Source organism: Cellulosimicrobium marinum (assembly GCF_020551945.1).
In the GTDB taxonomy this organism is placed as follows: domain Bacteria; phylum Actinomycetota; class Actinomycetes; order Actinomycetales; family Cellulomonadaceae; genus Cellulosimicrobium; species Cellulosimicrobium marinum.
In genome coordinates this window covers 451,423-469,248 of record NZ_JAJBZH010000003.1, presented here as the reverse complement: position 1 = coordinate 469,248, position 17,826 = coordinate 451,423, and the positions used below count along the sequence as shown (strand labels likewise).

General features: G+C 75.3%; 17 protein-coding genes. 13 read left to right on the top strand and 4 right to left on the bottom strand.

All coding sequences use genetic code 11. From position 1 onward, the window contains the following. Positions 1–127 precede the first annotated feature (127 nt). The 3 genes from glmM to LGQ04_RS09255 all read left to right on the top strand — a co-directional run bounded on the left by glmM (position 128) and on the right by LGQ04_RS09255 (position 3,142). The gene (gene glmM, locus LGQ04_RS09265) at positions 128–1,486 is read left to right on the top strand and encodes a phosphoglucosamine mutase (protein ID WP_229243403.1); all 1,359 of its coding nucleotides are present in this window, start codon (positions 128–130) and stop codon (positions 1,484–1,486) included. Between the two features lie 3 nt (positions 1,487–1,489). Beyond that, positions 1,490–2,119 carry a peptide deformylase gene (locus LGQ04_RS09260; RefSeq protein WP_229243402.1) on the top strand — a complete coding sequence of 210 codons (630 nt, stop codon included), beginning with the start codon at positions 1,490–1,492 and terminating at the stop codon, positions 2,117–2,119. 249 nt (positions 2,120–2,368) lie between these two features. Continuing rightward, positions 2,369–3,142 carry a DedA family protein gene (locus LGQ04_RS09255; protein ID WP_229243401.1) on the top strand — a complete coding sequence of 258 codons (774 nt, stop codon included), beginning with the start codon at positions 2,369–2,371 and terminating at the stop codon, positions 3,140–3,142. A 42-nt stretch (positions 3,143–3,184) separates the two neighbouring features. Here LGQ04_RS09255 and coaA read toward each other — a convergent pair whose 3' ends face one another. After that, on the bottom strand, positions 3,185–4,174 hold the full coding sequence (coaA, locus tag LGQ04_RS09250) for a type I pantothenate kinase (protein WP_229243400.1): 990 nt from the start codon (positions 4,172–4,174) through the stop codon (positions 3,185–3,187). A 142-nt stretch (positions 4,175–4,316) separates the two neighbouring features. Here coaA and glmS point away from each other — a divergent pair, with 142 nt between their 5' ends. Both glmS and LGQ04_RS09240 read left to right on the top strand, forming a co-directional pair. Beyond that, positions 4,317–6,194: a glutamine--fructose-6-phosphate transaminase (isomerizing) gene (gene glmS / locus LGQ04_RS09245; RefSeq protein ID WP_229243399.1), complete on the top strand. Its 1,878-nt coding sequence runs from the start codon at positions 4,317–4,319 to the stop codon at positions 6,192–6,194. Positions 6,195–6,355: 161 nt separating this feature from the next. Continuing rightward, positions 6,356–6,706, top strand: coding sequence for a holo-ACP synthase (locus LGQ04_RS09240; protein WP_229243398.1), 351 nt, complete (start codon positions 6,356–6,358; stop codon positions 6,704–6,706). A 100-nt stretch (positions 6,707–6,806) separates the two neighbouring features. Here LGQ04_RS09240 and LGQ04_RS09235 read toward each other — a convergent pair whose 3' ends face one another. Together LGQ04_RS09235 and LGQ04_RS09230 are read right to left on the bottom strand one after the other, a co-directional pair. Beyond that, a complete protein-coding gene (locus LGQ04_RS09235; protein WP_229243397.1) occupies positions 6,807–7,730 on the bottom strand; it encodes a type IV toxin-antitoxin system AbiEi family antitoxin domain-containing protein in 924 nt (307 codons plus the stop codon). A gap of 211 nt (positions 7,731–7,941) precedes the next feature. After that, positions 7,942–8,961 (bottom strand): LLM class F420-dependent oxidoreductase, encoded by a 1,020-nt coding sequence (locus tag LGQ04_RS09230; protein WP_229243396.1) that lies wholly within the window; start codon positions 8,959–8,961, stop codon positions 7,942–7,944. A 129-nt stretch (positions 8,962–9,090) separates the two neighbouring features. On the opposite strand from LGQ04_RS09230, the gene LGQ04_RS09225 reads away from it, so the two are divergent. The 7 genes from LGQ04_RS09225 (at position 9,091) to LGQ04_RS09195 (ending at position 15,936) form a co-directional block, all read left to right on the top strand. Continuing rightward, positions 9,091–10,650, top strand: a complete 1,560-nt coding sequence (locus LGQ04_RS09225; RefSeq protein ID WP_229243395.1) for a bifunctional ADP-dependent NAD(P)H-hydrate dehydratase/NAD(P)H-hydrate epimerase — start codon at positions 9,091–9,093, stop codon at positions 10,648–10,650. Positions 10,651–10,802: 152 nt separating this feature from the next. Next, positions 10,803–11,711: a pseudouridine synthase gene (locus LGQ04_RS09220; protein WP_229243394.1), complete on the top strand. Its 909-nt coding sequence runs from the start codon at positions 10,803–10,805 to the stop codon at positions 11,709–11,711. A 14-nt stretch (positions 11,712–11,725) separates the two neighbouring features. Beyond that, positions 11,726–13,081: an alanine racemase gene (gene alr, locus LGQ04_RS09215; RefSeq protein WP_229243393.1), complete on the top strand. Its 1,356-nt coding sequence runs from the start codon at positions 11,726–11,728 to the stop codon at positions 13,079–13,081. Further along, positions 13,078–13,698 (top strand): tRNA (adenosine(37)-N6)-threonylcarbamoyltransferase complex ATPase subunit type 1 TsaE, encoded by a 621-nt coding sequence (gene tsaE / locus LGQ04_RS09210; protein ID WP_372470030.1) that lies wholly within the window; start codon positions 13,078–13,080, stop codon positions 13,696–13,698. The genes alr and tsaE overlap by 4 nt, the downstream gene beginning before the upstream one ends. Positions 13,699–13,733: 35 nt before the next feature. After that, positions 13,734–14,456, top strand: coding sequence for a tRNA (adenosine(37)-N6)-threonylcarbamoyltransferase complex dimerization subunit type 1 TsaB (gene tsaB / locus LGQ04_RS09205; protein WP_229243392.1), 723 nt, complete (start codon positions 13,734–13,736; stop codon positions 14,454–14,456). Continuing rightward, on the top strand, positions 14,453–14,995 hold the full coding sequence (rimI, locus tag LGQ04_RS09200) for a ribosomal protein S18-alanine N-acetyltransferase (RefSeq protein ID WP_229243391.1): 543 nt from the start codon (positions 14,453–14,455) through the stop codon (positions 14,993–14,995). The genes tsaB and rimI overlap by 4 nt, the downstream gene beginning before the upstream one ends. Beyond that, the gene (locus tag LGQ04_RS09195; RefSeq protein ID WP_229243390.1) at positions 14,992–15,936 is read left to right on the top strand and encodes a sulfurtransferase; all 945 of its coding nucleotides are present in this window, start codon (positions 14,992–14,994) and stop codon (positions 15,934–15,936) included. Before rimI ends, LGQ04_RS09195 begins: the two co-directional genes overlap by 4 nt. A gap of 27 nt (positions 15,937–15,963) precedes the next feature. Here LGQ04_RS09195 and LGQ04_RS09190 read toward each other — a convergent pair whose 3' ends face one another. Next, positions 15,964–16,584: a malonic semialdehyde reductase gene (locus tag LGQ04_RS09190; protein ID WP_229243389.1), complete on the bottom strand. Its 621-nt coding sequence runs from the start codon at positions 16,582–16,584 to the stop codon at positions 15,964–15,966. A 98-nt stretch (positions 16,585–16,682) separates the two neighbouring features. Between LGQ04_RS09190 and tsaD the strand changes: the two genes are divergently transcribed. Next, positions 16,683–17,750, top strand: a complete 1,068-nt coding sequence (tsaD, locus tag LGQ04_RS09185) for a tRNA (adenosine(37)-N6)-threonylcarbamoyltransferase complex transferase subunit TsaD (RefSeq protein ID WP_229243388.1) — start codon at positions 16,683–16,685, stop codon at positions 17,748–17,750. The last annotated feature ends 76 nt before the right edge of the window (positions 17,751–17,826 follow it).

Sequence of the window (17,826 nt, the reverse complement as noted above, 5' to 3'; positions counted from 1 at the left end):
CCCGGTGGACATGGTCCACCGGGGCCGACTGCTTTTTGTCAGCACTGGTGACTAGCCCTCGAGGGTGCGGGCGCGACGGGGTGGCCGTACGGTCGGCGTGCGGCCCCGGTGATGGGGAGGACTTTCCATGGGACGACTGTTCGGGACCGACGGCGTGCGGGGCCTGGCGAACGGGAACGTGACGGCCGAGCTCGCGCTCGACCTCGGCGTGGCCGCGGCACGAGTGCTCGCCGACGGGCCGCAGGGCCACCGGCCTCGTGCCGTCATCGGGCGCGACACCCGCGTCTCGGGGGAGTTCCTCGGGGCGGCGGTCGCTGCCGGACTGGCGAGCGCGGGCGTCGACGTCCGTGACGTGGGCGTCCTGCCCACCCCGGGCGTGGCCTACCTGACGAGCACCATGGACGTGGACTTCGGCGTCGTCATCTCCGCGTCGCACAACCCCATGCAGGACAACGGGATCAAGTTCCTCGCGCGCGGCGGCGTGAAGCTCGACGACGCGGTCGAGGACGCCATCGAGCAGATCCTCGGGCAGGACTGGTCCCGGCCGACCCACGGCGAGGTCGGGCGCCTCTCCCGCGACCAGGGGCGGGCCGGCAGCGCGTACGTCGAGCACCTCATGGCGAGCATCGGCGCGGACGAGGACACGAAGCCGCTCGCCGGCCTGCGCATCGCGGTCGACTGCGCGAACGGGGCGGCGAGCGACGTGGGACCGGCGGCGCTGCGCGCGGCCGGGGCGGACGTCGTCGTCATCAACGCGAGCCCGGACGGGCGCAACATCAACGCGGCCTGCGGGTCGAACCACCCGGAGCAGCTCCAGGCCGTCGTCGTCGCCTCGGAGGCGGACTTCGGCGTCGCGTTCGACGGCGACGCGGACCGGTGCATCGCGGTGGACCACGGCGGCACGGTCGTCGACGGCGACCAGATCCTCGGCCTGCTCGCCCTCGCGCTGCAGGAGGAGGGCGCGCTGCCCGACGACACGCTCGTCGTCACCGTCATGAGCAACCTCGGCCTGATCCTCGCCATGCGCGACGCCGGGATCCGCACGGTCCAGACCGCGGTGGGCGACCGGTACGTCCTCGAGGAGATGCGGGCCCACGGCTACGGGCTCGGCGGCGAGCAGTCGGGGCACATCATCCTGTCGCGGTACGCCACCACGGGCGACGGCGTCCTCACCGCCCTCCAGGTTGCCGCCCGCGTGCGGGCCACGGGCCAGAAGCTCGCCGACCTCGCGGGCGTGGTGCAGAGGCTGCCGCAGACGCTGCTCAACGTCGCGGGCGTCGACAAGTCCCGCGCCGGGACGGACGAGGAGCTGCTCGCGGCGGTGGCCCGGGCCGAGGCGCGACTCGGCGAGACCGGCCGCGTCCTGCTCCGCCCGTCCGGCACCGAGCCGCTCGTGCGGGTCATGGTCGAGGCCGCGTCCCAGCAGCAGGCGGACGCGGTCGCGGCCGAGCTGGCCGGCGTCGTGCGCGAGCGACTGGGGCTCTGACGGGTGCGCGACAGGACCAGCCCTCGGGAGGCGACGGACACGGTGCTGCGCGAGCACGTGCTCGCCCTCCTCGACCGGTACGACGACGGCCTGCTCCCCATCGTGCAGGCGGGTCACCCCGTGCTGCGCACGCCGGCAGTGCCGTACACGGGCCAGCTCGGTGACGTGCTCGCGCCCCTCCTGGCCGCGATGCGGACCACCATGCACGCGGCCCCCGGGGTCGGCCTCGCCGCGCCGCAGGTGGGGATCGGCCTGGCCGTGGCCGTCGTGGAGGACCCGGGCATGCCGGGCGACGACGAGCGGGAGCGGGCGCCGCTGCCGTTCCGCGTGGTCGTGAACCCGCGCTACACGGCGGTCGGCGACGAGACGCGCACGTTCGTCGAGGGCTGCCTGTCCGTGCACGGCTGGCAGGCCGAGCGGGAGCGGGCACGCAGCGTGCGACTCACGGGGGAGGACGAGACGGGCGCGCCGCTCGACGAGGTGCTCACCGGCTGGTCGGCACGCATCGTCCAGCACGAGACCGACCACCTGCGGGGCGAGCTCTACGTCGACGCCGCCGACCTGCGCACCCTCACGTCGACGCTCGGCCCGGTCCGCCGGCCCGGGCCGGACCGGGCCGTCCCCGCGCGGTGACGCACGCCGCTCGTCCCCGCGACGTACGACCCCTGGCCGGATGTCGTCCGTCGGGATGACGACGCCCGAGCCGGAAGACGCCAGACTCGGCACCGAGCGCGGCGGGACCTGTCGGGATCTCCGGGGTGAATCGGGGGAATTCCTGATGGTCGACGTCGTCGGGCTCCGTAGGCTTGTCGTGGTGCAGGACACCCGACCTGCCGCCGCCGCCAGCCTGGCCTCCCCGCCAGCCGACGAACGAGGACCGTGTTGCCCGAGGTCGTGTCCACCTTCCTGGAGAATCTGGAGCACTGGATTCTCGCGCTCGCGGCGTCCGCGTGGATCTACCCGGCGCTGTTCGGCTTCGCGACCATCGACGGGTTCTTCCCGCCGATCCCCAGCGAGTCGGTCGTCATCACGCTGGCCGTCTCCGCGCACGCGACCGGCGAGCCCAACCTCGCGCTCGTGCTCCTCGTCGCCGCGCTCGGCGCGTGGACGGGCGACCAGATCGCGTTCAGCATCGGTCGCTCGATCGGGACCGAGCGGGTCCGCTTCCTCCGGACGGCGCGCGGTCGCCGGGCCGTCGCCTGGGCGGAGCGTGCGCTCGCGCACCGGGGCGCGTCGTTCATCCTCGCCGCGCGCTACATCCCGGTCGGCCGGGTCGCGGTGAACATGACGGCCGGGGCCGTGGGGTACCCGCGACGGCGGTTCATGGCGTTCTCCGGCATCGCGGCGGTCACCTGGGCGATCTACTCCGTGCTCATCGGCTTCGCCGCCGCCCAGTGGCTGGGCCACGAACCCCTGCTGGCCATGGTGATCGGCGTGGTGGTCGGCATCGCGGGCGGGTTCGTCATCGACCGCGTGCTCATGGCCCGTGCCCGACGCCGCGGCGAGGCCCCCGCGACGCTCGTGCTGCCCGTGCCCGCCGAGCCGGTCGCCGACGCTGTCGCGGCCGAGGGCGGGCGGCCGACGGCGGGCGCGAGCCCGACCGTGGGTCAGGACGACGACGCGACCGCCGGACGGTCCACCCCCCGCGCGTCCTGACCCGCCGCGCGCCGCATCCGGCCACCCGGCGTCGGGCGCCCGTCAGAGCTTGCGCAGGCGGACCCGCTGCACGGAGTGGTCCGAGCCCTTCGTGAGGACGAGGGTGGCGCGACCGCGCGTGGGCAGGATGTTCTGCTCCAGGTTCGGGGCGTTGATCGAGTCCCAGATCGACCGGGCCTTCTCCACCGCCTGGTCGTCCGTGAGGTCGGCGTAGCGGCGGAAGTACGACGCCGGGCGCGAGAAGGCCGTGCGGCGCAGCGTGAGGAAGCGGTCCACGTACCACTGCCGGATGTTGCGCGTGCGCGCGTCCACGTAGATCGAGAAGTCGAAGAAGTCGGACACGGCGACGCTCGACTCGTCGTGCGCGCTCGGACGGGCGGGCTGGAGCACGTTCAGGCCCTCGACGACGAGCACGTCCGGCTTGCGGACCACCGTCTCCGCGCCGGGGACGATGTCGTACGTGAGGTGGTCGTAGACGGGTGCGCGGACCTCGTCGTGCCCCGCCTTCACCCTCGACAGGAACCGGATGAGCGCGCGCCGGTCGTACGACTCCGGGAAGCCCTTGCGCTCCATGAGGCCACGCCGGGCGAGCTCCGCGTTGGGATGGAGGAACCCGTCCGTCGTGATGAGCTCGACGCGCGGCGTCTCCGGCCATCGCGCGAGCATCTCGCGCAGCACGCGCGCGGTCGTCGACTTGCCGACAGCGACCGACCCCGCGACACCGATCACGTACGGCGTCGACCCGGTGTCCTCGCGCAGGAACGTCGACGTCGCCTCGTGGAGCCCCGTCGTCGCCCGGACGTAGAGGTTCAGCAGCCGCGACAGCGGCCGGTAGACGGCGTCGACCTCCGCGAGGTCGATCGGGTCCCCGAGCCCGCGCAGCCGGGCCACGTCCTCGTCGGTGAGAGGCAGGGGGGTCGACTCCGACAGCCGGCTCCACGCGGCGCGGTCCAGGTCGACGTACGGCGACGACGTGGACGACGGTATCCGGGACGTGAGGGCGTCGATCGACTCGGGTGCGGAGGAGGACACCCGACCGATTCTGCCGGATGTGCGCCGCAGGCCCCGCACCAGGCCCGTCGCGCGCGTCCCGAATCTGTTAGTGGAGGGAACGAAGAACCGCGGGATCCCGCCGTTCCTGCGGTCCGGCAGGGCGTGGCTAGACTCGATCACCATGTGCGGAATCGTGGGCTACGTGGGCCCTGGAACGACAGCGGGCGAGGCGTCGGGGCGACCCCTCGACGTCGCCCTCGAAGGACTCGGACGGCTCGAGTACCGCGGGTACGACTCGGCGGGCGTGGCCCTCGTCGGCCCCGGGATCGACGCCGTGGCGTTCGCGAAGAAGTCGGGCAAGCTCGCCAACCTCGTCGAGGAGATCGACCTGCGCCCGCTGCCCGCGGCGACGGCGTCGATCGGCCACACGCGGTGGGCGACTCACGGAGGCCCGACGGACACCAACGCGCACCCGCACCTCGCGGACGACGACCGGCTCGCGGTGATCCACAACGGGATCGTCGAGAACTTCGCGACCCTCAAGGCCGAGCTCGCCGCCGACGGCGTGACGTTCCGCTCCGAGACCGACACCGAGGTCGCGGCGCAGCTCCTCGCGCGCGCCTACCGCGGGACGAAGGACCTCACCCTCGCGATGGGCCAGGTCGCGCGACGCCTCGAGGGCACGTTCACGCTCCTCGCGGTCCACGCGGACGCACCGGACACCGTGGTGGGGGCGCGGCACGACTCGCCGCTCGTCGTCGGGCTCGGGGAGGGCGAGAACTTCCTCGGCTCGGACGTCGCGGCGTTCATCGCGCACACCAAGGAGGCGCTGGAGCTCGGCCAGGACCAGATCGTCACCATCACGCCGGGGTCGGTCGAGGTGACGGACTTCGACGGCAACCCCGCCGAGGCGAAGCGCTACACGGTCGACTGGGACGCCGCCGCCGCGGAGAAGGGCGGCTACGCGTCCTTCATGGACAAGGAGATCCACGACCAGCCCCACGCCGTCGCCGACACGCTGCTCGGACGGACCGACACGTCGGGCAAGCTCGTGCTCGACGACCTGCGCATCGACGAGTCCGTCCTGCGCTCGGTGGACAAGATCATCGTCGTCGCGTGCGGGACGGCCGCCTACTCCGGCCACGTCGCCAAGTACGCCATCGAGCACTGGTGCCGCATCCCCGTCGAGGTCGAGCTCGCCCACGAGTTCCGCTACCGCGACCCCATCGTCGACGAGCGCACCCTCGTCGTCGCCGTGACGCAGTCCGGCGAGACCATGGACACGCTCATGGCCGTGCGGCACGCGCGCGAGCAGGGCGCCAAGGTGATCTCGATCGTCAACACGCACGGGTCGACCATCCCGCGCGAGTCCGACGCCGTGCTCTACACGCACGCCGGTCCCGAGGTCGCCGTCGCGTCGACCAAGGCGTTCCTCGCGCAGATCACCGCCGCGTACCTCCTCGGGCTGTACCTGGCCCAGCTGCGCGGCAACAAGTTCCCCGACGAGATCGCCGCGATCCTCGAGGACCTGCGCTCCATGCCGCGCAAGATCCAGACCGTCATCGAGCGCGGCGAGTACGTGCGCGCCACGGCTCGCTCCATGAAGGACTCGGACAAGGTCCTCTTCCTCGGCCGGCACGTCGGGTTCCCCGTCGCGCTCGAGGGCGCGCTCAAGCTCAAGGAGCTCGCCTACATCCACGCCGAGGGCTTCGCGGCCGGCGAGCTCAAGCACGGGCCCATCGCGCTGATCGACGAGGGCCAGCCGGTGTTCGTCGTCGTGCCGTCGCCGCACGGCCGCGAGGGACTGCACTCGAAGGTCATCTCGAACATCCAGGAGATCCGGGCCCGCGGCGCGCGCACGCTCGTCATCGCGGAGGACGGCGACGACGCGGTGCGGCCGTTCGCGGACGAGATCTTCTGGGTCCCCGCCTCGCCCACGCTGCTCTCGCCGCTGCTCGCCGTCGTCCCGCTGCAGATCTTCGCGATGGCGCTCGCCACGGCGAAGGGCCTCGACGTCGACCAGCCGCGGAATCTCGCGAAGTCGGTCACGGTCGAGTAGGGGGTCGGTTCCGGTCGAGGTGGGGGACGGGCGCGCGCGACCTACCATCCGCCCGCTCGTTCCTCGCGGGCTCCCGCCAGACCCGCCACGGTCGTGCGCGCCCGTCCCCCACCTCGACCGGCGGGAAGGGTGCCGGAGGCCCGCCGCCGTAGGGTGGGCGCATGATCATCGGGGTTGGGATCGACGTGGTCGACGTCGCGCGGTTCATGGAGACGGTCGAGCGCACGCCCCGGTTGCGGGACCGGCTGTTCACCGAGGCGGAGCGTGACCTGCCCCCGGCGTCGCTCGCCGCCCGGTTCGCGGCGAAGGAGGCCATCGCCAAGGCCCTCGGTGCGCCCGGGGGGATGCACTGGCACGACGCGACGGTCCACCGCGTGGTCGGCGGCCCGCCGGAGGTGGAGGTCACGGGGACCGTCGCGGCGCGCGCCGAGGAGCTGGGCGTCCGCGCGTTCCACCTGTCCATCTCGCACGACGCCGGCATCGCGTCGGCGATGGTCGTCGCGGAGGGCTGAGCGCCCGGACCCAGCCGAGCATGCGGTTGGCTCCCGTTCCGGGTCGGGATCGGGCGCCAGGCGCATGGTCGGCGGGCGGGAAGCGCATGCTCGGCAGGGCTCAGGACGCCAGCGCAGCGCGGACCGTCCGCCCGATGCGCCCGACGTCGCGCCCGGTGAACCGCAGCACGTCCACCCGTCCGGTCGCGACGAGCAGGTTCTGGCGAGCCCGGTCGGCGTAGACGGCGTCCGGGGCGTCGTGCACCTCCCGACCGTCGATCTCGGCGACGAGCCATCGCCCGCCCCGGCGTCTCCAGGCCAGGTCGCCGCGCGCCTCGGTCCCCGCCGTACGGACCGGGAGCTGGAGCACGTCCGGCGGGACGCCGTCGTCGACGCAGTCGAGCCGCGCGAACGACTCCAGCGGCGACTCGGCCCTCGCGTCGGCGAGCTCGAACAACGGGTGTCGTGACGCGATCCCGCGTCGGCCCCGCGCGGCGTCGTGCGCGCGACGCAGCCCGGCGCCGTCGAGCAGCCCGCGGTACAGGGACGAGTCGAGGACGGCGAGGCCGTTCGGCCGTGGCAGTTCCGGAACGGCCTGGGCAAGGGCCCACTCGAGCGACGCGACACGCCTCCCGGCGATCTCCACGGTGGTCATCCCGGCGTCGAACTGCCGCAGACGGAGCCCGTCGCGGTCCCGGCGGTTCGCCGCTCGCGCGACCGCCACCTCGGGACGCAGGTGCGGCGGCAGGCCCTGGACGCGGTGGAGCACCAGGGCGCTCGTCCCGACGGCGACGGCCTCGTCGCCGTAGGCGAGCAGCCCGGACCAGGCGGCTCTGCGCCGGCGCTCGTCCCACGGTCGGGCGGCGAGCGGGGAGACGACGGTGTCGTACACGCCCCGCGTCAGGCGGGCGAACCGTCCTCGACGGACGAGACCGGCGACCTCCTTGTCGGTGAGACCGGCGTCTCGGCACTGGGCGAGCGCGACGAGCCCGCCCTGCGCCGACGCGCGGGCGAGCAGGGCGTGGGGGAGCGGGTCGGTGCGCACGGCGACGAGTACAGCGTGGGGCGACCCGCGCGCCGTCGGGCACGGGTGCGTCCTGTGGACGACGCCTCCGCGACCGGGCCTGTGCACGGCCACGTGGCGCCATCCGCCCGCTGCCGCGTCGCCACCGACCATGCGCCTGACGACCGTCGAACATGCTCTGGGCTCCCGCTCCGGGACGAGAACGGGAGCCCAGGGCATGTTCGGCCGGCGGTCAGCCCTGGAGGGCGGGGATCACCTCGCGTTCGAAGAGCTCGATGCCGCTGCGGTCGTACGCCGCTTCCGCGAAGTACGTGATCGCGTACGTCATCCCGAGCCCCTGCAGCGTCGTGAGCTTTTCGACGAGCTGCTCCGGCGTGCCGACGAGCGGGCCGTGGCGCAGCGACTCGGCCATCGTCGGGGCGCGCTCCGGCAGGACGCGCGCGTAGTGCTCCTCCAGCCAGGCGACGCGGTCGTCGACCTCGGCCTCGGTGGCGCCGACGACGACGTTGTAGTTCGCCGAGCGGGTGATCTCGTCGAACGGCCGCCCGATCGCGTCGCAGTGGTCGCGCAGCACGGCGGACTTGTGGGCGAACCCGTCCGGCGACCCGTCGAAGTTCGTGTACTGCGCGTGCTCGGCGGCGATGCGCAGGGTCTTCTTCTCCCCGCCGCCCGCGACCCACAGGGGCGGGCCGTCGACCTGGAGCGGGAGGGGCGCGAGGCGCGCGCCGTCGACCTGGTAGTGCGCGCCGTCGAGCGTCGCGACGCCGTTGGTCCACAGCTGCTTCATGATCTGCACGCCCTCGTCGAGCATGGCGAGCCGTTCGCCCGCGCGGGGGAACCCGTAGCCGTAGGCGCGCCACTCGTGCTCGTACCAGCCGGCGCCGATGCCCATCTCGACCCGGCCGCCGCTGACGGCGTCGACCGTCGCGGCGACCTTCGCGAGGTAGGCGGGGTTGCGGTACGCCATGCACGTGCACATCTGGCCGAGGCGCACGCGCTCGGTCGACGCGGCGAACGCCGCCATGAGGGTCCACGCCTCGTGGGTGGCCTCGTCGGTGGGTTCGGGCGTGGTGTGGAAGTGGTCGTACACCCACACGGACTCCCACGCGTTCGCCGCGCCGGGCAGCGGCTCGCCGGCGGGCGCGGTGTCGGCGTGCCGGGCGAGGGACCGCATGGTCTCCCACTGGTCCGCGGGGTCGATGCCGACGAGGTCGAGTCGCCAGCCCTGGGGGATGAAGAGTCCGAAGCGCATGCTCGCCACCCTAGGGTGCGACGTCGCCGCCCGCTCTCGCGCGGGCCGTCGGGACACGCGCGGACCTCCGCCGGTCCGCGCGCGGGACGCGCGTAGGCGCGCCCGGCGGGGCGTGGGCAGGATGGGGGCATGATCGAAGCCTGGACCGCCGCCGACGTGCGCGCCGCCGAGCGTCCCCTCCTCGACGCGGGCGTGCCGCTCATGGAGCGTGCGGCGTTCGCCCTCGCGACGGTGGTGGCGCGCGACCTCGCCCGGGCGCGGTCCGTCGTCGGGCCCGACGGCGGCCGGCGCGACGGGCGCGTGACGGGCACTCGGGTGGTGCTGCTCGTGGGCGCCGGCAACAACGGTGGCGACGCGCTGCACGCCGGTGCGTACCTCGCACGGCGCGGGGTGCGCGTGACGGCCGTGCTCACGAGCGACCGGACGCACGAGGGCGGCCTCGTCGCGCTGCGCCGCGCCGGAGGATCGACCCTCGACCTCGACCTCGACCTCGGCGATGACGCGCTCGCCCGCGCCGTCCGCGAGGTCCGGGCGGCCGACGCGGTCCTCGACGGCCTCGTCGGGATCGGCGCGACCGGGCCGCTGCGCGGCACGCCGGGCGTCCTCGTGCGGCGGATCGTCGACGACCTCGACGGTGCCCCGCGCCGGCCGTGGGTCGTCGCGGTGGACGCGCCGAGCGGGGTCGGGGTCGACGACGGCACGGTGCCCGGGCCGGTGCTGCGGGCCGACCGGACGGTGACGTTCGGCGCGGCGAAGCCCGGTCTGCTCGTCCCGCCCGCGACGCACCTCGCCGGGCGCGGCGCCGTCGTGGACCTCGGGCTCGACCTGAGGGCCGGGCCCGCGGTGCGCCGCCTCGAGCGGCACGACGTCGCGGCGCTGTGGGCGGTGCCCGGTCCGGACGATCACAAGTACACGCGCGGCGTCGTCGGCGTCGTCGCGGGGACGTCGACGTACCCGGGGGCGGCGGTCCTCGTGTCGAGCGCCGCCGTGCGCACCGGGCCCGGCATGGTCCGCTACCTCGGGCCCGACGACGTCACGCAGGCCGTCCTGGCGGCCCACCCCGAGGTCGTGGCCGGCGCGGGGCGCGTGCAGGCGTGGACCCTCGGGTCCGGGGTGCCCGCCGCGGGCGGCGACCCGGTGGACGACGGGGGCCAGCACGACCGCGTCCGTGCGGCCCTGGCCCCCGCCGACGTCCCGGCGGTCGTGGACGCCGGAGCGCTGTCGCTCCTGCCGGGGCGGTGCCCGGCGTCGGTCGTCCTGACCCCGCACGCGGGCGAGCTCGCGACGCTGCTCGGGGCGCGCGGCGAGGACGTGACGCGCGCGGACGTGGAGGCGGAGCCGCTGCGGTGGGCCCGGCGTGCGCACGACCTCACCGGCGCGACGGTGCTGCTCAAGGGGTCGGTGACGCTCGTCGTCGGGCCCGGGGTGGTGTACGCGCAGGCGGACGCGCCGCCCTGGCTCGCGACGGCGGGCGCCGGGGACGTCCTCGCCGGGATCCTCGGGACGCTGCTCGCCGCGCACGCCGAGCGGGTCCGCGCCGAGCCGGCGCTCGCGGCGGAGCTGGGCGCCGCCGCGGCGCTCGTGCACGGCCTCGCGGCCGAGCGCGCGAACCCCGGTGGTCCGGTCGCGGCGCGCGACGTCGCGGACCAGGTGCCGCGCGTCGTCGCGGACCTCCTCGCGACGCGCTGACGTCGCCCGCCGAACCCCGGATCGTCCGGCACCCGACCTCGCCGAACCCGGGGTTGCACGGCAGACCGGGCGGATCGTGCCGCGCAACCCGGGGTTCGGCAGCCGCGGTGACCCCGGTCGGGTGACTCGTCGCCGGCGGCTACCGTGGACGGGTGGTCCCTCTCCCCGTGCGCGACGGCCTCAACCCGACGCGCCTCGTCCTGCCGCACGACGCCGCGAGCGTCGCGCGCTGGACGCGCACGCTCGACTACGTGCGCCACCGCTTCCCCGACGACGCCGCGCGGCTCGCGGAGAAGGTCGCCGCCGGCGAGGTGGTCGACGGGCGCGGGCGACCCCTCGACGACCGCACGCCCTACGAGCCGCGCGGGTTCGTGTTCCTGTACCGCGACCCGCCCGTCGAGCCCGACGTGCCCTTCGAGGTCCGGGTGCTGCACCGCGACCGCGACCTGCTCGTCGTCGACAAGCCGCACTTCCTCGCGACGATCCCGCGGGGCGCGTACGTCGCGCGGTCGGTCCTCGTGCGCCTGCGGCGCGACCTCGACCTGCCCGACCTCAGCCCCGCGCACCGGCTCGACCGGGTGACCGCCGGGGTGCTGCTCCTCACGCTGCGCCCGCAGGTGCGCGGCGCCTACCAGGAGCTCTTCGCGCGGCGCGAGGTCCGCAAGACGTACGAGGCCGTCGCGCCCCTCGACCCCGCGCTCGACCTGCCGACGACGGTCCGCAGCCGCATCGTCAAGCGTCGCGGCGTCATGCGGGCGGAGGAGGTCGACGGGGAGCCCAACGCGGAGAGCCGCGTGGACCTCGCGGAGGCCGACACGGACCGCGGCCTCGCCCGCTACCGGCTGGAGCCGCACAGCGGCAAGACGCACCAGCTCCGTCTGCACATGGCCCGCCTCGGCGTGCCGATCCTGCACGACAACTTCTATCCCGAGCCGTACGACGTCGCGCACGACGACTACGCGCACCCCCTCCAGCTCGTGTCGCGGTCGCTGGCGTTCGTCGACCCGCTGAGCGGGCGCGAGCGACGGTTCGAGACGGACCGCGTGCTCGACGCGTGGTGAGAGAATCGTCGACCGTGAGCGACACCCAGCGCACGCACCTCGCCGAGCCGTCCGACGCGCACACCCACCCGGCCCGCGCCGTCGTCGACCTCGCCGCGCTCCGCGACAACGTCCGCGCCCTCGCCGGTCACGCGCCGTCCGCGCAGGTCATGGCCGTCGTCAAGGCGGACGCGTACGGGCACGGGCTCGTGCCGAGCGCCCTCGCGGCGCTCGCGGGCGGGGCGACGTGGCTCGGCACGGCCCAGCCGGGCGAGGCGCTGGCGCTGCGGGCGGCGGGCGTCGGGCCCGAGCGCGCGTGGATCCTCACCTGGCTGTTCGCCCCCGGTGCGCCCCTGCAGGAGCTCGTCGCGGCGGACGTCGACGTCACGGTCGCCGCGACGTGGGCGGTGGACGCAGTCGTGGCCGGGGCCCGCGCCGCCGGACGCACGGCGCGCGTGCACGTCAAGGTCGACACCGGCCTGGGGCGCAACGGCGTGATGCCGGCCGACCTGCCGGTCGTGCTCGACGGGCTGGCGCGTGCCGCGGCCGAGGGGCTCGTCCGGGTCGTCGGGGTGTTCTCCCACCTCGCGTGCGCCGACGAGCCCGGTCACCCGAGCGTCGTCGCGCAGGCCGACGCGCTCGACGACGCGGTCCGGCTCGCCGAGGCGTCGGGCGCCGACCTCGAGGTGCGTCACCTCGCGAACTCCGCGGCGACCCTCACGGCGCCCCGCACGCACTACGACCTCGTGCGCCCCGGCCTGGCCGTGTACGGCATGTCGCCGGTGCCGCAGGTCGGTCCGCCGCAAGACTTCGGGCTCACGCCCGTGATGACGCTGGAGGCGCGGCTCGCGAACGTCAAGCACGTCCCGGCGGGGCACGGCGTGTCCTACGGGCACCGGTACACGACGTCGCGCGACACCGTGCTCGGCGTCGTGCCGCTGGGGTACGGCGACGGCATCCCGCGCCACGCCTCGGGCCTCGCGGGCGACCCGGCGAGCCCGGGCGGCCCCGTCCTCGTCGGCAGGGGACCCGGGGCACGGGTGCTGCGCGTCGCGGGGCGGGTCTGCATGGACCAGTTCGTGCTCGACCTCGGCCCGGGCGCCGCGGAGCGCGCGGGCGACGTCGTGACGCTCTTCGGCGCCGGGGCGGGCCTGGGGCGCGGCGGCGACCCCGCCGCGGAGGACTGGGCGCGGGCCGCCGGGACCATCGGCTACGAGATCACGACGCGGCTCGGCACGCGGGTGCCGCGCGAGCACGTGCGCCTCGACGTGCTCGACGACGCCGCGCGCGGCCTCGTCGTGCGCCGCCTCGCCGGCCGAGGTGGTACGGCCCCGCACGACCTCCCCCCGACCCCGACCCCCGCACCCGACGAGAGGACACCGGCACGGTGAGCGAGAGCACGAGCGGCACGAGCGTCCCAGCGGCGTCGGGGGCTCCCGCCCCGGTCGAGCAGACCGTCCACCTGACCCTGGTCGACGCCGACGCGACCCGCGCGTTCGGAAGGGCGCTCGCGGGCGTCCTGCGGGCCGGGGACCTCGTCGTCCTCACCGGCGACCTCGGCGCCGGCAAGACGACGCTCACGCAGGGCGTCGGGGCCGGGCTCGGGGTGCGGGGGCAGGTCGCGTCGCCGACGTTCATCGTCGCGCGCGAGCACCCGTCGCTCGTCGGCGGCCCGGCGCTCGTGCACGTCGACGCCTACCGACTGGGCTCGCTCGACGAGGTCGACGCCCTCGACCTCGACTCCAGCCTGGACGAGTCCGTGACGGTCGTCGAGTGGGGGGCGGGCCTCGTCGAGTCGCTCGCCGGCGACCGGCTCGAGGTCGTGCTGGAGCGCCCGCGCGGCGCGGCGGGCTCGACTGCGGCCGACAGCGCGGACGACAGCTCCGCCGACGGCTCGGACGACACCGCGGACGACGCCGCCCCGGAGGCGGGCGAGCGACGCGTGACGCTGCGCGCCGTCGGGCCGCGCTGGGCCGGGGTCGACCTCGTCGCCCTGACGCGGGGGTAGCCGCGCCGCGCGAGACGCGGCCGTAGTCTTGTCCCGTGCCTGTTCTCGCGCTCGACACCTCTGCCTCCGTGACCGTCGCCGTCGTCGGGGACGACGGCGCCCGCCTCGCCCGCCGCGAGGTGCCGGAGCGGCGTCGGCACGCGGAGGCGCTCGCCCCGCTCGTCGAGGAGGCGCTCGCGGAGGCCGGCGTCGCGCGCTCCGCGCTCACCGCCGTCGTCGTGGGGACGGGTCCCGCGCCGTTCACGGGGCTGCGCGTCGGTCTCGTCACCGCCCGGGCCCTGGGCTACGCGCTCGGGGTGCCCGTGCTCGGGGTGCCCAGCCTGGACGCCGTCGCGGTCCAGGCCGTCAGCGACCTCGGTCTCGTGCCCGACGACGAGGTGCTCGTCGCGACCGACGCGCGCCGCCGCGAGGTCTACTGGGCGCGCTACCGGGTCGTCGCGCACGAGGGGCCGCACGGCGTGCCCGTCGTGGCCACCGTCGCCGGTCCCGACGTCGCCGCGGCGGCCGCCGTCGCCGAGCACGCGGCGGGCGCGGTCGTCGTCGGGGAGGGGGCCTCGCTCTACGCCGACGTCCTCGGGGTCGCCGAGGACGCGCCGCTCGTGCCGGACGCCGCCGTCCTCGCGCGCATCGCGCTCGCCCGCCGCGACGCCGGCCAGGACCAGCCGACGGAGCCGCTGTACCTGCGGCGTCCCGACGTGCAGGAGCCCGCCGGGGCCAAGCGTGTGAGCGACGCGCCGGCCGCCCGGGGTGCGTCGTGACGCGCGCCCGCTACGACGTGCGGCTGCGCCCGCTGCGCGCGGCCGACCTCGACCGCGTGGTCGAGCTCGAGCGCGCGCTGTTCGGGCGCGGTGCGTGGACGTACGGGATGCTCGCCGACGAGCTCGCGGGGCTCGGCCGCTGGTACGTCGCGGCGGAGCCCGTGCGCCCCTACGCCGCGGGGCCGCAGCCCGTGGTCGGCTACGCGGGGCTGTGGTTCGACGGCGACGTCGCGCAGATCATGACCATCGGGGTGGACCCGTCGTTCCAGCACCAGGGCGTGGGGTCGACCCTCCTCGAGGCGCTGGTCGCGCGGTCGCGCGAGCTGCGGGCCGACGCGGTGCTGCTCGAGGTCCGCGTCGACAACGACCCGGCGCTCGCGCTCTACGCGAAGTACGGGTTCGAGCAGCTCGGCGTCCGCAAGCGGTACTACCAGCCCGAGGACGTGGACGCGTACACGATGCGGCTCGAGCTCGCGGGCGCGCGCGACGACGACCCGGACTACGGCTCGCCCCCGGACGCGGGGAGCGTCGTCGCGTGAGCCCCGGTCCCGGCACGGGCAGCGATCCGGGCACGAGCACCGGTCCGGGCGAGGGTGCGGGCCCGCGCACCGCGCGCGAGCAGGTCCTCGTCGACGCCCCGGCGCTCGCGGCGGTCCTCGGCGGTCCGGGCGCCCCCGTGGTGCTGGACGTCCGGTGGGCGCTCGGCGTGACCAACGGGCGGGAGCGGTACCTCGCGGGGCACGTCCCCGGTGCGGTGTTCGTGGACCTGGAGACGGAGCTCGCGGGACCGCCGTCCGCGGGAGCGGGCCGGCACCCGCTCCCCGACCCCGACGACCTCCAGGCGGCGGCGCGCCGCTGGGGCGTGCGCGCGGACCGGCCCGTCGTGGTCTACGACGCGGTCGGCGGCACGTCCGCGGCGCGGGCCTGGTGGCTGCTGCGGTGGGCGGGGCACGCGGACGTGCGGATCCTCGACGGCGGCCTCGCCGCGTGGGAGCGGGCCGGTCTGCCCGTCGAGGCGGGGGACGTGCGGCCCGAGCCGGGCGACGTCGTCGTCACCCCGGGCGGGCTGCCGGTGCTGGACGCCGACGGCGCGGCCCGCCTCGCGGCGTCGGGCACGGGCGTGCTGCTCGACGCGCGGGCGGGGGAGCGCTACCGCGGCGAGGTGGAGCCCGTGGACCCGCGCGCGGGCCACGTCCCCGGGGCGGTCAGCGCGCCGACGACGGCGAACCTCGCCGCCGACGGGTCGTTCCTCGACGACGCGGCGCTGCGGGAGCGGTTCGCCGGGCTCGGGGCGCTCGGCGAGGGCGGCGCGGTCGGCGAGGGAGACGGCGTGGGCGTCTACTGCGGCTCGGGGGTCACCGCGGCCCACGAGGTCGCCGCGCTGGCGACGCTCGGGGTCGACGCGGCGCTGTACGCCGGGTCGTGGTCGCAGTGGTCGAACGACCCGCGACGACCCGTGGCGACCGGGCCGGACACGTAGCCGGCGGGCGCCACGGGGTCGGCGGGGTCAGACCGTGGTGACGGCCTGCTCGGCGGACAGGCGCGGGGCGCGGGGGTAGGGTGTGCCCTCGCCGTCCGCGACGCCGACGTTGATGACGAGGAGCGACTTCCAGCCGCTGTCGGCGAAGAACTCGGCGTCGACCCCCGCGAAGTCCATGCCGTTCATCGGGCCCGCGGCGAGCCCGGCGGCGCGCAGGCCGACGACGAGGTAGCCCGTCTGGATGAGCGCGCTCGTGCGACCCATGTCGTCACGCACCTCGGGGACGCCGTCGAGGTTCTCGCGGACGCCCGGGACGTGCGGGAAGAGCGTGTCGAGGTGCAGGTGGAACGCCGGGTCGTAGGCGACGACGAGCGAGAGCGGCGCGGCGGCGACGCGGTCCTTGTTCCCGTCGGCCATGTGGGCGACCAGGCGCTCGCGCGCCTCGGGCGACCGGACGGCGAGGATTCGCAGGGGCAGCGTGTTCATCGCGGTCGGGCCCCACTTGATGAGGTCGTACACGGCCGCGAGCTGCTCGTCGGTCACCTCGGCGTTGGTGAACCGCGCCGTGGTGCGCGCGGTGCGGAAGAGCCGGTCCGCGGTGGTGGCGTCGATCTGCAGGTCGACGGGGGCGAGGGTGTCGGTGCTCATGCCGGAGGAACAGTACAACCTTCAATCATCTTCCAGGCAGAACATGTGAGGTGCGCGACAGGACGGCCGACGCCGGGCTCGCGACTACCCTGGTCCCCATGGCTTCCCCAGCGCCCACCGGCGGCGGCGACCCGCTCGTCCTCGGCATCGAGACGTCCTGCGACGAGACCGGCGTCGCCCTGGTCCGCGGGCGCGAGCTCCTCGTCGACACCGTCGCGAGCTCCATGGACGAGCACGCCCGCTTCGGCGGCATCATCCCCGAGGTCGCGTCCCGCGCCCACCTCGAGGCCATGATCCCCACGCTCGAACGCACGCTCGGCACCGCCGACGTCGACCTGTCCGAGATCGACGCGATCGCCGTCACCGCCGGCCCCGGCCTCGTCGGCCCCCTGACGATCGGCGCGTCCGCCGCGAAGGCCCTCGCCCTCGCCCTCGGCAAGCCGCTCTACGGCGTCAACCACGTCATCGGCCACGCCGCCGTCGACGAGCTCGTGCACGGCGCGTTCCCCGACCGCGTCATGGCGCTCGTCGTCTCGGGCGGGCACAGCTCGCTGCTGCTCGTGGACGACGTCGCGACGTCCGTCACCGAGCTCGGCTCCACCCTCGACGACGCGGCGGGGGAGGCGTTCGACAAGGTCGGCCGCCTCCTCGGCCTGCCCTACCCCGGCGGCCCGCACATCGACCGCCTCGCGCGCGAGGGCGACCCGACGGCCATCCGGTTCCCGCGCGGCCTCACCGCCCGCAAGGACCAGGAGAAGCACGCCGCCGACTTCTCCTTCTCCGGCCTCAAGACGGCCGTCGCTCGGTGGGTCGAGGCCCGGCAGGACGCCGGCGAGGAGATCCCCCTGCACGACGTCGCGGCGTCCTTCGCCGAGTCCGTCGCCGACGTCCTCACGGCCAAGACGATCGCCGCGTGCGAGCGCCACGGCGTCGACACGCTCGTCGTCGGCGGCGGCTTCTCCGCGAACTCGCAGCTGCGCGACATGGCGGCGAAGCGCTGCGCCGAGGCGGGCATCGAGCTCCGTATCCCGCCGATCCGCTACTGCACAGACAACGGCGCCATGATCGCCGCGCTCGGCTCCGCCGTCGTCCGCGCGGGCGTCGCGCCGTCGTCGCTCGACATCGGCGTCGACTCGTCCATGCCGCTCACCACGGTCACCGTCTGACCTCAGCAGGTGACCTCGCCCTGAAGCGACGACGGCTCCTGCTCTGCGAGCGCGTGGTGCGGACGAGGGGGCGCGG

What these genes read in the sequence shown, in the direction of transcription:
- tsaD (WP_229243388.1), top strand. Translation starts at nt 16,683, where the DNA reads ATGGCTTCCCCAGCGCCCACCGGCGGCGGCGACCCGCTCGTCCTCGGC.
- LGQ04_RS09190 (WP_229243389.1), bottom strand. Translation starts at nt 16,584, where the DNA reads ATGAGCACCGACACCCTCGCCCCCGTCGACCTGCAGATCGACGCCACC.
- LGQ04_RS09230 (WP_229243396.1), bottom strand. Translation starts at nt 8,961, where the DNA reads ATGCGCTTCGGACTCTTCATCCCCCAGGGCTGGCGACTCGACCTCGTC.
- LGQ04_RS09240 (WP_229243398.1), top strand. Translation starts at nt 6,356, where the DNA reads ATGATCATCGGGGTTGGGATCGACGTGGTCGACGTCGCGCGGTTCATG.
- LGQ04_RS09225 (WP_229243395.1), top strand. Translation starts at nt 9,091, where the DNA reads ATGATCGAAGCCTGGACCGCCGCCGACGTGCGCGCCGCCGAGCGTCCC.
- glmS (WP_229243399.1), top strand. Translation starts at nt 4,317, where the DNA reads ATGTGCGGAATCGTGGGCTACGTGGGCCCTGGAACGACAGCGGGCGAG.
- glmM (WP_229243403.1), top strand. Translation starts at nt 128, where the DNA reads ATGGGACGACTGTTCGGGACCGACGGCGTGCGGGGCCTGGCGAACGGG.